The 12058-nt window shown below is 68.2% G+C and carries 10 protein-coding genes; all 10 read right to left on the bottom strand.

From position 1 onward, the window contains the following. Nucleotides 1-136: 136 nt before the first annotated feature. Nucleotides 137-1300 (bottom strand): DUF4185 domain-containing protein, encoded by a 1164-nt coding sequence (locus tag CQ045_RS14625; protein WP_105724964.1) that lies wholly within the window; start codon nt 1298-1300, stop codon nt 137-139. A 172-nt stretch (nt 1301-1472) separates the two neighbouring features. Beyond that, the gene (locus tag CQ045_RS14620; RefSeq protein ID WP_105724962.1) at nt 1473-2978 is read right to left on the bottom strand and encodes an exo-alpha-sialidase; all 1506 of its coding nucleotides are present in this window, start codon (nt 2976-2978) and stop codon (nt 1473-1475) included. 45 nt (nt 2979-3023) lie between these two features. Beyond that, the gene (locus CQ045_RS14615) at nt 3024-3890 is read right to left on the bottom strand and encodes a dihydrodipicolinate synthase family protein (RefSeq protein ID WP_181156585.1); all 867 of its coding nucleotides are present in this window, start codon (nt 3888-3890) and stop codon (nt 3024-3026) included. Between the two features lie 82 nt (nt 3891-3972). Next, on the bottom strand, nt 3973-5235 hold the full coding sequence (locus CQ045_RS14610; protein WP_181156584.1) for an ABC transporter substrate-binding protein: 1263 nt from the start codon (nt 5233-5235) through the stop codon (nt 3973-3975). Between the two features lie 68 nt (nt 5236-5303). Further along, nucleotides 5304-7994, bottom strand: a complete 2691-nt coding sequence (locus tag CQ045_RS14605) for an alpha-L-rhamnosidase (RefSeq protein WP_105724956.1) — start codon at nt 7992-7994, stop codon at nt 5304-5306. Further along, nucleotides 7991-8812 (bottom strand): carbohydrate ABC transporter permease, encoded by an 822-nt coding sequence (locus tag CQ045_RS14600; protein ID WP_105724954.1) that lies wholly within the window; start codon nt 8810-8812, stop codon nt 7991-7993. Before CQ045_RS14600 ends, CQ045_RS14605 begins: the two co-directional genes overlap by 4 nt. Next, entirely contained in the window at nt 8812-9762 is a 951-nt protein-coding gene (locus CQ045_RS14595; RefSeq protein WP_105724952.1) for a carbohydrate ABC transporter permease, read from the bottom strand. Before CQ045_RS14595 ends, CQ045_RS14600 begins: the two co-directional genes overlap by 1 nt. After that, nucleotides 9759-10448 (bottom strand): GntR family transcriptional regulator, encoded by a 690-nt coding sequence (locus CQ045_RS14590; RefSeq protein WP_105725026.1) that lies wholly within the window; start codon nt 10446-10448, stop codon nt 9759-9761. Before CQ045_RS14590 ends, CQ045_RS14595 begins: the two co-directional genes overlap by 4 nt. Nucleotides 10449-10618: 170 nt before the next feature. After that, nucleotides 10619-11032, bottom strand: coding sequence for a heat shock protein transcriptional repressor HspR (locus CQ045_RS14585; protein ID WP_181156587.1), 414 nt, complete (start codon nt 11030-11032; stop codon nt 10619-10621). 40 nt (nt 11033-11072) lie between these two features. Beyond that, a complete protein-coding gene (locus tag CQ045_RS14580; protein ID WP_105724948.1) occupies nt 11073-12056 on the bottom strand; it encodes a DnaJ C-terminal domain-containing protein in 984 nt (327 codons plus the stop codon). Nucleotides 12057-12058: the final 2 nt, after the last annotated feature.

Genomic DNA, 12058 nt, shown 5'->3' with positions numbered 1-12058 from the left:
GACTCACTCATCTTCGAGTCGTGCTGTGCCTCGGCTCCTGCCGATGGGTACCGACCAGCGCACGTCGATCCGCTTTGATCGGGTATGCGTCAGAGTAGGCGAAATCGATTTCAGGCGCAATAGTCGAATCGGCGTCTCAGCCGTCGGCACGGTCGAGGTCCACCGCGAACCAGAACACGTTGTAGGGGTCCCAGAGTGAGAGCGTGAAATGGATCCGACGTCCGTCGTCCGACACGTATCGCGGGTTCAGATAGGGCCCGTAGAGACCTGGATGCTCCGCGCCGTCGACCATCTCGATCGGCTCCCCCCACGGCCCCCACGGCGTGATGCCCTCGCGGATGTACGCGTTCCCCGCATCCGAATACGTCATGATCCAGCGCTCGAGGTACGTCGACCACATCACCGAGAGCTCGCCGACGGTGCCTTCGACGACCGTCGCCGCGTCCGCCATGTCCGCACTCCAGAGAGGGCGATCGCCGTCGAGGCCGGCGAAGTACGAGTAGGCGCTCTGGTCCTCGACGGCCTCCTCCGTCGCGGGGACGCGCATCAGCTCGACCTCGCCGAAGCGGCCAGAGGGGATCGCCCACAGATAGATCCAGTCCTTTCCGCCCTCGGCGACGGGCGCGGCGGCGAACTGGATGAAGTTCGAGTCCCCCGGCCATTCCACGCCCTCCACCGGCGCCCAGCTCTGCCCGTCGTCGCGCGAGACGATGAGGGCGGATCTGTTGGCATCCCAGGCCCCGGGCTCTCCCCAGAAGCTCACCGACATGTACGACACGTAGATCGTGTCGCCGATCGCGAAGCCGGCGGTGGGGATCTTGGTGACCTCGCCCGTACCGTCGTTCTCGTCGTGATCGCCCTCGATCAGCGGCGCCGCGAGACCGATGCCGTCGGCCACCCAGCCGTCGAACAGGATGCCGTCGGTCGGGTCGTCGTCCGTGCTCCAGGCGGCGACGTTCGAGCGCCACTGGCCGCCCTGACCGCCTGTCGAACCGGGCGCTCGCTCGCCGAACGTGTCACCGAAGAAGAAGAACGTCTTGTCGCCGACCGTGGTCATCGAGCCCAGGTCGGTTCCGGCCACGCCGACGGACTCGGTGTCGTTGATGGCCGCCGGCCCGGTGAGCTGGGCGATCTCGGTCAGGCCCGAGACCCCCTCCAGCACGAACGGCTTGTCGGGGTCGGGGTCCACGCTCACGCCACCCCCTCCCCCGCAGCCGGCGAGGACGAGGCCCAGAGCGGCGGATGCCCCGACGGCGGCGGAGCGGAGACGGCGAGCGCGGCGGACGGCGGTGACGGACATGGTGCTCCTCGTCGAGCGGCAGGATGAAAGGCCGAATCTAGCGAAATCGATTTCAGAATGCTAGGGCTTTCGCTCCGCGGGAGCACCGGAGCACGTCGCCGCACCCCCGCCCCCGAAACGACGGATGCCGCGGGGTCTCCCCCACGGCATCCGAAGTCAGGTCGGGCTGGTGTCAGCCTCGACTCCCGTCGACATTGGTCCACTCGGAGGGCGCGGACCGCTCGCCCGCGCCGAATCCGTTCACCGCGGTCACCGTCACCCGGTACCGTCCGGGGTGCACATCGGTGAAGGTGGCACTCGTCGCTCCGGCGGCCACCTCGACACGGATCGTCCGTCCCGACTTCGCCACCCCTTCCACCACGTAGCCCGTGACGGCCGCGTCACCCGCATCGGCGGGCGCGCTCCAGGTCACCTGCAGCGTCCGGCCGGCGCCGGATGCTGTCGGCTGGGCCACCGCACCGGGGACGTCCCTCTGAGCGAGATCCTGGACGGGAACACGGGTGAGCTCGACGTCCTCCTTGTTCGTCCCGTAGGAGACGTAGAGGTAACCGTCCCAGAGGACGCTCTTCTGGTAGCTGTACCCGAGGTTCTTGGACTTGCCTTCGTAGCGGCGCGGCTGCAGATCGTCGGCGTCGCGCAGGACGTAGCCGTCGTCGAACGTCTCACCGTCGGCGCTCAGGACGATGACCAGGGGGTAGCGCGTCTTCGTCCCGGTCAGGCTGCCGACGAGGTAGGCGGTGCCGTCCGGCAGGTTTCCGGCGCTCTGCTTCGTCCGGGAATCCGGCACGTTCGTGACGACGGAATCCGACCAGGTGGCACCGTCGTCCTCGCTCACGGATGCGAGCTTGAACATCGAGCTGCCGCCCTGATCGCGGAAGGTCATCACGATCGAGCCGTCCTGCCTGACGTGCCAGCTCGGCTCGAGCTCGCGCGACATCTCGTCGGCCAGATAGGGCTGATTGTCGAACTCCCCCTGCGTCCATCCGCTCACGCCGAGGGGATCGTCGGTGTAGTACGGCTTCACCTGCAGGCCGGGCTGCACATGGAACGCGGTGAGCACGCGGCCGCTGGGCAGTGCCTTGACGTCCTGCTCGATGATGCCGTCGACGGGCTCGCCGTTCTCGTCGGTGACCCGCTGCGGAGCCGACCAGTTCTCCCCGTCGGTGCTGGTGATGTACTCGGTGTATCCGCCGCGGGGCTGCAGGGCGGCCGGCCACACGTTGAGGTAGGCGACCAGCGTCTCGCCGTCTGTCCACCATCCGCCGTTGGACGTGTAGCCGTCCGTGCGCGGCGCGGTGAGCGCGGCAGGTTCGGACCAGGTCTCCCCGTCGTCGCTGACGCTGTATTTCACGACGGTCTCCGGGGCGTCCTCGTCCAGCGCCGAGCTCTGCCACTGGGCGTACAGCCGTCCGCGGAACGGCAGCAGCACGGTTCCGTGATTGAACTTGTCATCCTCGTCTCCGGGTTCGAAGATGGTGACGGTCTCGGCGGTGTCGGCCTGCGGCAGCCCGAGCGAGATCAGATCTGTCGTGTCGATCAGTCCGTCGACGACCCGAATCGGAGCCGACTCCTCATCGGCGTGGGCGGGTCCCGCGAGACCGGCGACCAGCATCGCGGCGGTCAGCAGCGCACCCGCAGCGAGTGTTCGTCTGCGAGGCGTGACGTGTGAGGGCAGCATTGCAACTCCTTTGTCGTGCGACGCCCGTCATCGGACGCCGCTGTTTCAGTGGAAACGCGGCACGGCGCGTTCGAGACGCGCGAGCACCTCGGCATCCGGCTCGGGGATGGGCATGCGCCTGCCCCCGACCGGACGCCCGGCGAGGCGGTGGACAGCACGCATGCGCGCGGGGGATCCGTCCACGGCCTCGACGACTTCGTCGATGTCGGTCTGCAGCGTCGAGATCCGAGAGGCGTCCTCCGCGAGAAGAGCATCCCGCATGGCGACGAAGGGCACCGCGAATGCGGACGCGACACCGGAGATCACTCCATCCGCCCCCGCGCTTCCGGCGCGCGCGAAATCGCCGTCCGCTCCGGTGTAGATCCGGAAGCTCTCGGGCAGACGCTCCCGGAAGGACGAGATCAGGTCGAGCGATTCCCCGCTCACCTTCACCCCGACGACCCCGGGCAGCTCTGCGAGACGGACGAGGAGATCCGCATCGACGGGGATGCCGGTGCGGGCTTCGAACATGTAGACGTAGACATCGAGCCCGGCGGCCTCCGACGCGACCTCGCGGAAGAAGTCGTAGACCTCGTCGGGGGTCGCCGGAAGGTAGTAGGGGGTGAGGACGGCGATCTCCGTCGCCCCGGCATCGCGCGCCCCGCGGATGAGCTGCGACACCTCGAACCTGCTCGCCGCTCCCACGTGCACGATCACGCGCACTCCGGCCAGGATCTCCACCGACAGCCGGGCGACGGCATTGCGCTCCTCGATCGACAGCGCGGGGAACTCTCCGGTCGTCCCCAGGACGAGCGCGCCCTGCACACCGGATGCCGCGACGTATTCGAGGATCCGGCGCGAGCCGTCGAGGTCCAGTCCTCCGGCCGAGTCGAAGGAGAGGGGTACTGCGGTGATGATGTCGTGCGAGCGCATGGCGATGGAGTTCTTTCGAGCGAGGCGTGGAGGAGGACGGGCGTCGGATGCAGGCGTTCGCCGCCTGCATCCGACGGAGGGGTCAGCCGGCGAAGGCCTCATCCATGGCGCGCAGCACGTCGTCGACGCTCGCCTGGTCCGAGAACAGCTGCTGGGTGCCGATGAACAGCGCCGACTGGGCCTTGGCGTTCGGCCAGCCCTGATCGGGCATGGGCGCCGTGTCACCTGCGGCGATGATGTCGGCGGCGGACTGCATCACGGGATCGAGCTCGACCTCGGCGTCGCTGAGGGCGGGGATGCCGGGGGCGGCCGCGAACCAGATGGCGGTCGCCTCGGGAGTCGCCAGCCAGTCGACGAATTCCAGGGCGTTGACCTTGTTCTTGGCCGACTCGTTGACGGCGAAGCTCACACCGATGCCGCGCGGGATCGACGTCGTGCCGGAGTCGTCTCCGGGCAGGGCGAAGAAGCCGAACTCGGTTCCCTCCGGCGCGGTCGAGGCGATCTGCGGATACGACGCCAGCACCTGCACGACGCCCACCGCGGCGCCCGAGTTCACGAGCGCATAGGAGGCCGTCACGTCGGTTCCGAGCGGGTCGTCGTTGAAGCACCCGGCGTCACTCATCTCCAGGTACTTGTCGAAGGCGTCGCCCCAGCCCGACTCCGCGAAGGTCGCGGATCCGTCGGTCAGCTCGGCATCGAAGTCCGGGTCGTCGCCGTAGACGGTCGAGGCCACGAGCGCGTAGGGGATGAGCTGGGTGACCCAATCGGTCTGGATGCCGAGGGCGAACGCGACCTTGCCGGCGTCCTTCACGTCGGCGCAGTAGTCGAGCAGCTCGCTGTAGGTCGTCGGCACCTCGAGACCGAGTTCGTCGAGGGTGCCCGTGTTGTAGATGGCGCCCACGGCGTCGAGCTTCGACGGCAGGCCATAGGTCTTCCCGTCGATCTGCAGCGTCTCGGCGGTCCCCTCGTCGACCGTGTCGACCCAGGGCCGGTCCGAGAGGTCGGCGAGGTATCCGGCCCCCTGAAGGACATCGATCGCACCCGGGTTGCCGCCACCCGCCCACACGGTGAAGACGTCGGGCGCGGTGCCGCTGGAGAGCTGCGTGCGGACGGTGGTCTGGAACTGGGAGGTGTCGGCGACCGTCAGGTTGACATCGAGGCCGGTCTTGTCCTTGTACGCCTCGACCACGGCCTCCATCGGTCCCTGGTTGTTCGAGGTGGTCGCGATGGTGAGCGCATCGGTGGCCTCGTCCGGCGACGATGCCGGTTCCGACGGCGAGCACGCCGCGAGGCTCACTGCCGCGACGGCGACACCGGCGACGATGGCGATGTTACGCAGATTCATGGTGGATAAACTCCAATGCAGGAAGGGGGCGAGAGCCCCCGGAACAGGTGTAAGCGAGGTTTCAGGGGTCATCCGGCCGGAAGACGGAAGTTGAAGGTTCCGGATTCCAGCCGCAAGCGGATGCTCCCTTGGCCGTGGTCCATCAGGGTGACGCCTTGCGAGTGCGTCGTGTTCTCGCCTCCTTCCGTGATCTCGGATGCCGTGCGGCAGGGCAGATCGGCGATGGCCGGGGTGCCGGGGGGAACGGTGACGGTCCAGGCGATCTCATCGCCGTCGCGTCGCCAGGAGCTCTCGACCCGCCCCCGGGGAGTCTCGAGCGACCCCTGCGCGTGGGTCAGGAACGGGTCGAACCGAGGTGCGAGCCGGAGGTCGCGGTAGCCTGCGGATCCGCTCTGCTGAGTGATGCCGAGGATCCCGGAGAGGAACCACTGCCCGACCGAGCCCAGGGAGTAGTGGTTGAAGCTGTTCATGCGTGCCGACTGGAATCCGTGTTCCGGCGTCCAGCCGTCCCAGCGCTCCCAGATCGTCGTGGCCCCGTTGCGCACCGAGAACAGCCACGACGGGTAGCGGTCGTTGTGGAGCAGTCGGAACGCGAGGTCGTCCCGTCCGATCTCCGCCAACACGGGACAGAGCAGACCGACGGTGACGAAGCCCGTCGTCAAGGAGACGTCGCGGCGCAGGACGGACTCGACCAGCTTCTCCGCGATCCGGTCCCGCTCGGCGATGTCGCGGTACAGCCCGAACGAGAGCGCCAGCAGATACCCTCCCTGCGTGTCGCCGGCGACGGTGCCGTCGGGAGCGACGAAGGCCGATGCGAAGGTCGCGGCGATCCGGTCCCGCAGCTCCTCGATGCCGTCTGCATCCGCCTCCCTGCCGACGAGTCGGAGGGTGCGCGCGGTGAGGTCGGCGCTGTGTGCGAAGTAGGCGGTGGACAGCACGTCCTTGCGCGTCTCCTCACCGATCTGCAGCCAGTCGCCGTAGTCGTTGCCGACCTGTGCGCGCCAGATGAGGGAGGGGTTGTGTCGTTCGACGTGCCGCACCCAGGCGACCATGGAGTCGGCCGCCTCCTGGAGAACGGACAGGTCGCCGGTCGCGCGATGGATGTGCCACGGGATGGTCACGCCGCCGTCTCCCCATGCCGGAGCTCCCTCACGGAGGTGGATGAGGTGGGGAGCGATGTCGGGGAACGCCCCGTCGTCGTTCTGTGCGCTGCGCACGTCGCGCATCCATCGCCGCAGGAGCGGCGCGACGTCGGCGATGGCGAGGGCTGTCGGAGCGAACACCTGGGCATCGGCGAGCCAGCCGAGGCGCTCGTCGCGCTGCGGGCAATCCGTCGGGATGGAGACGAAGTTGCCCCGAAGGCCCCAGCAGATGTTCTGGAAGAGACGATCGAGCGGCGCGTCCGACGACGAGAAGTCGCCGAGGAACTCGACGTCGTTGTGCAGCACGACGGCCTCGACGTCGCCGGCGTCCAGCGAGCCTGCCAGGCCATCGATCTCGGCGAACCGGAACCCGTGCAGGGTGAACCGCGGCTCGAAGACCTGGGAAGACTCGCCATCGGTCCAGAACACGTCGAGAGGTTCGGCGGTTCGCAGGTTGGCGGTGTACAGCTCGCCGTGGTCGAGCACCTCGGCGTGGTTGATCTGGATCCGGGTGCCGGCTGCCTGCCCCCGCACGGTCAGCCGCACGCGGCCGACGAGGTTCTGCCCGAAGTCGACGATGTGCCGTCCCTCCCCGACCGCCTCGACGGAGACCGCCGGCAGCGTCAGGGTCGCCCGCACGCCCGGGTCCACCTCGGCGGTGAGCCGATCGACGTCGGTCCCGACGACGACGGCCGACGACCAGTCGGTGAGGTCCGTCTCGGGCAGGTGCCAGTCGGGCTGGGCGCGACGGGAATCCTCGTACTGCCCCATCAGCAGGTCCGCGTAGAGGATGTCGCTCGCCGTCTCCCGCCACGACTCATCGGTGCCGAGGACCGATCGACCGCCGTCGGCGGCATCCATCGTGAGCTGCACGAGGAGGGCGGGCTCCTTGCCGTAGTGCTGCGCCTGGTGTCGACGATCGGTGCCGATGAAGCCCACGTACCATCCGTCCCCGAGGAGGGCGGCGATGCTGTTCCGCCCGGGACGCAGGTGCTCGGTGACGTCCCAGGACTGGTACGTGATCCGGTCGCGGTACTCGGTCCAGCCCGGAGCCAGCTCGTCTGTGCCCACCCGCCGACCGTTGACGTACAAGCGGTAGACGCCCTGCGCAGAGGCGTGCACCTTCGCCACCGCCGGCACGGCATCGATGTCGAAGTGACGGACGAACCGTCGCACGGGCTGCAGCTTGTTCACGGTGAAGCTGATGTCGGTGTCCTGCGGCGGCAGCGCCACATGCCGGAACACCGGGTTGCGGCCGATCCACGCCGCCGCCCATTCGTCGGAGTGGACGATCCCGGTCGCGAACACGGCGGTGCGCTCGACGACCCCGCCGGCCTCGTCTTCGACGGTGAGCGTCCAGTCGTAGTCCCGGGACGACGCGAGCGGCGCCCCTCCGTAGCGGATGCCGGTCGTCTCGGACGACTCGACGCGGCCGGAGTCCCAGGCCCGAGCACTGCCGCCGCCCGGCAGGCGCGCGGCGACGACGATGCGGTAGGCGGTCTGCCGCGCACCCCTTCTGCCGGAGCGCAGGCGCCATGAGAACACGGGGGCGGCGACGATGCCCTGCGGAGCGTCCTGACCGTCGGCGCGCAACGCGTAGGGTTCGAGCGCGCTCATCCCTTCAGACCCCCGGCGAAGCCCTGGATGATCTGCTTCTGCATGAGGAAGTACACGAGGAGCACGGGGACCACGCTGATCACGAGACCGGCGAACACGACCGGCCAGTTCGAGACGAACTGCCCGACGAACGCGTACAGAGCGACGGTGACGGTCTGCTGCGGGGTGCCGCTCAGGTAGAGCAGCGGCACGAGGAAGTCGTTCCACACCGTGATGGCGTTCAGGATCACCACGGTGCCGGTGATGGGGCGCAGCAGCGGGAAGACGATGCTGAGGAATGTGCGGAACGTGCCGGCACCGTCGATCGCCGCCGCCTCCTCATAGTCGCGATCCAGCGTGCGCAGGAAGCCTGTGTACAGGAAGATCGAGAACGGCACCTGGCTGCCCGTGTAGAACAGGATCAGCGAGGCGAGCGAACCCAGCAGACCGAGGTCGCGCATGGTCTGGTAGAGCGGGATGAGCGCGACCTGGAACGGGATCATCATCCCGGCGAGCACGATCCAGAACAGGGTCGTCGACAGCCCGGACATCACCCGCGCCAGCGGGTACGCCGCCATCGACGAGATCGCGACGATGAGCGCCACGCTGGTCACGGTGACGATCGTGCTGTTGAGCAGCGCGGTCCCGAGGCCCGCCTGATTCCAGGCCTCGACGAAGTTGTCGAGCGTGGGCTGCGCGGCCGGGACGAGCGGCGACGAGGAGTCGTTCGCCGACCGCAGCGACATGTTCACCAGGATGTACACCGGGAACACGAAGATCAGCGCGATGGCGATCATCACGATCTCGCGCGCGAAGACGCCCTTCGTGTAGCGGAACATCAGTCATTCCCCTTCCGGGACAGACGCTGCTGGCCGACGGAGAAGATCGCGACCACCGCGGCGAGCACGAGGGCGAGGGCGATGCCGTAGCCGAACTCGTTGAACTGGAACGCCGACTTGTACAGCAGCGTCGAGAGGGTCTCGGTCGAGCCGCCGGGTCCGCCGGCGGTGAGGACGAACACCTCGGTGAACATCTTCAGTCCGCCGATGATCGTGAGCATCACGTTGATCGCCGTGGCGGGTGCGAGCAGGGGCCAGGTCACCGACCGGAAGCGGCGCCACGCGCCTGCCCCGTCGACGGCCGCCGCCTCGTTCAGCTCCTGCGGGATGGACTGGAGTCCGGCCAGGTAGATCACCATCGAATAGCCCGCGTGCTGCCAGACCACCATCATCACGATGGAGAACGCCGCCCAGAAGGGGTCGCCGAGCCAGCTGGGAGCGACGCCGCCGAGCCCGAGACCGTCGAGGACGCTGTTGACCGCGCCGTCCGGCGTCAGCATGAACTTCCAGAGATAGGCCACCACGACCGGCGTGATGACGACCGGAGCGAAGAACAGCACACGCAGGAAGTTGCGGGACTTCAGCCCCGAATTGACCCCGAGCGCGAGAAGCAGGCCGATGCCGTTCTGCAGCACCGTGACCGCGAACGCGAAGATGAGCGTCATCTTGAGCGCCTCGAGCGAGCTGTCACTCGTGAAGATGCGGACGAAGTTCGCGAAGCCGACGAAGTCGTAGCTCTGCGACAGGCCGTCCCAGTTGGTGAATGCGAGCACGGCGCCGCGGATGGACGGCACGATGACCGCGAATCCGTAGAACAGCAGGGCGGGGATCGCGAGGAGGAGCAACGTCTTCGACTGCGCGACGCCGACGAAGCGCCGACGCGCGTGGGGGGCTTCCTGCACGGGGTCCGCCTCGACGGCTCTGGAGTCCCGCGCCTCGAGGATGCTCATGAGGCGAGGTCTTTCGCGGATGCGGTCTCGGGTCCGATGAGGGCCTGGACAGCATGGCTCATGCGTCCGCGTGCGCCATCGAGGTGCTCGCGGAGCTCGGCGCGCACCTTCTCCACATCCCCCTCCTCGATGAGGTCGAGCAGCCGCCCGTGGTCGTGGGCGGAGGGGTGCAGGTCGACGTCCTCCTCGACCGTGAGCTGCATGAGACTGGCGAAGACGGGCTCGTACGCCTCCCACACGTCGATCAGGCGACGGTTGCCGCCGACTCGGTAGAGGAGCGCGTGGAAGCGCATGTCGGCGTCGGCGAAGTCCGCGGCGGCCGAGCGGTCGGCGCAGGCCACCATCTCCTCGACGATCTCGCGGCCGAGCCGGAGCTGATCGGAGGTCGCCTGGGCGATCGCGCGCGTCACGGCCACGAGCTCGATGGACTCGCGCAGCTCGTAGAGATCGTCGATGTCGCTCTCACTGAGCCCGACCACGAAGAAGCCGCGTCGCCGCGATTCGACGAGTCCCTGGGACTCGAGCAGACGCAGCGCATCGCGAACCGGTCCTCGACTGACGTCGTACTCCGCGGCGACCGAATCCTCGACCAGGTGCGTGCCCGGTTGCAGCTGTCGCCGCACGATCTGATCGCGCAGCACCGCTGCCAGCTGGTCTCCGAGCGCCGGCGCTCGGGTGGGCCTCATCGTGACCACTGCGTCACCCCTTCGTGTACCGTTAACGATCGACAGTTAACTGGAATCGATTTCAGAAGTCAACTCGACGCATGAAAAGCCCCGCCTCGCGAGAGCGGGACGGGGCGGGCGATTCGGCCGGCGCGAAGGCCGGAGAGAATGTGGCGGGCGCGACTGTGCGGTCAGGCGCTCCCGCGCGGATCCCAGAGCACGACCTCGGTCGAGCGGCGCAGGCGGCGGCCGGTCGGCATCGGGACGACACCGGCGGATCCGGCGGCGAACACCCGCACGCCCGGACGGTTCTCCCGCTCGGCGCGCAAGGCACTTTCGAGCACGGCGATGCGATTGCGCAGCATCCGGTTGTCGTCTTCGAGATCGAGCAGACGCGCGATCGCGGGAAGGCTCACGCCTTCGGAGGAGAGCTGGGCGACCTCGCGCAGCTGCTCGATGTTGCGGGGCGAATAGCGGCGGGAGCCGCCGGAGGTGCGTCCGGGGACGACGAGACCCATGCGGTCGTACTGACGGAGGGTCTGCGGGTGGAGACCGGAGAGTTCGGCGGCCGCGGCGATCGCGAACACCGGGGTGTCGGCGTTCATCATCAACGCCTCCGCCCCCGGTGCCCGCTTCGACGACTGGTCATCGCCGTGCCTTCGCCATCAGCTCGGCCCGCGGGTTCTCCTCGGGCTCGAGCTCCTGGAACTTCTGCAGCGCCGCGCGTGCGGCCTCGTCGAGGTGCGTCGGCACCGCGACCTGGAGTTCGGCGAGCAGGTCGCCCGTCCCCTTCGAGGTCGCGACACCGCGTCCCTTGACGCGCAGCACCCGCCCGGAGGGGGTGCCGGGCGCGACGCGGAGCTTGACCACGTCGCCGCCGAGCGTCGGGACCTCGATCGTCGCGCCGAGTGTCGCCTCGGTGAACGTCACCGGGACCACGACGCGCAGATTGAGACCGTCACGGGTGAAGACCGGGTGCGGCCGCACCGCGATCTGCACCACGATGTCACCGTTCTCCCCGCCGTCCGGCGAGGGGCGGCCCCGGCCCCGCAGACGGATCTTCTGCCCGTCGGCGACACCCGCAGGGATCTTCACCTTGAACGGCTTGCCGTCTTCGCCCTGCAGGGAGATGGTCTCTCCCTGCACAGCAGTGACGAAGTCGAGCGTGGTGCGGGCTGTGACGTCGGCGCCGCGCTGCGGACCGCCGTAGCCGCGATAGCCGCCGCTCGGCTGTCCGAACCGGCCGTTGCCGAAGCTCGCACCCTGCCCCTGGTTGAACATCGCGAAGATGTCCTCGAAGTCGGCGGACTGTCCGCGACCCTGCTGACCGAACCGACTGAACACGTCTTCGAAACCGCCGGCCCCGGCACCGCTCGCTGTGAAGCGAGCGCCCGAGCCCATGGCGCGGATCTCGTCGTATTCCTTGCGCTGTTCGGCATCGGAGAGCACCGAATAGGCCTCGCTGATCTCCTTGAACTTGGCCTCTGCTTTCGCATCACCCTGATTGGAGTCCGGGTGGTACTTCCGCGCGAGCTTGCGATACGTCTTCTTCAGATCCGCATCGCTGACGTCCTTGGAGACCCCGAGGGTCTTGTAGAAGTCCTTGTCGAACCAATCCTGGCTGGCCATCG

This window comes from Microbacterium sp. MYb66 (genome assembly GCF_002979435.1).
Lineage (GTDB): Bacteria > Actinomycetota > Actinomycetes > Actinomycetales > Microbacteriaceae > Microbacterium.
The sequence above is the reverse complement of the archived record's forward strand: the minus strand, read 5'-3'. Positions and strand labels throughout refer to the sequence as shown.

What these genes read in the sequence shown, in the direction of transcription:
- CQ045_RS14625 (WP_105724964.1), bottom strand. Translation starts at nt 1,300, where the DNA reads ATGTCCGTCACCGCCGTCCGCCGCGCTCGCCGTCTCCGCTCCGCCGCC.
- CQ045_RS14620 (WP_105724962.1), bottom strand. Translation starts at nt 2,978, where the DNA reads ATGCTGCCCTCACACGTCACGCCTCGCAGACGAACACTCGCTGCGGGT.
- CQ045_RS14615 (WP_181156585.1), bottom strand. Translation starts at nt 3,890, where the DNA reads ATGCGCTCGCACGACATCATCACCGCAGTACCCCTCTCCTTCGACTCG.
- CQ045_RS14610 (WP_181156584.1), bottom strand. Translation starts at nt 5,235, where the DNA reads ATGAATCTGCGTAACATCGCCATCGTCGCCGGTGTCGCCGTCGCGGCA.
- CQ045_RS14605 (WP_105724956.1), bottom strand. Translation starts at nt 7,994, where the DNA reads ATGAGCGCGCTCGAACCCTACGCGTTGCGCGCCGACGGTCAGGACGCT.
- CQ045_RS14600 (WP_105724954.1), bottom strand. Translation starts at nt 8,812, where the DNA reads ATGTTCCGCTACACGAAGGGCGTCTTCGCGCGCGAGATCGTGATGATC.
- CQ045_RS14595 (WP_105724952.1), bottom strand. Translation starts at nt 9,762, where the DNA reads ATGAGCATCCTCGAGGCGCGGGACTCCAGAGCCGTCGAGGCGGACCCC.
- CQ045_RS14590 (WP_105725026.1), bottom strand. Translation starts at nt 10,448, where the DNA reads ATGAGGCCCACCCGAGCGCCGGCGCTCGGAGACCAGCTGGCAGCGGTG.
- CQ045_RS14585 (WP_181156587.1), bottom strand. Translation starts at nt 11,032, where the DNA reads ATGAACGCCGACACCCCGGTGTTCGCGATCGCCGCGGCCGCCGAACTC.
- CQ045_RS14580 (WP_105724948.1), bottom strand. Translation starts at nt 12,056, where the DNA reads ATGGCCAGCCAGGATTGGTTCGACAAGGACTTCTACAAGACCCTCGGG.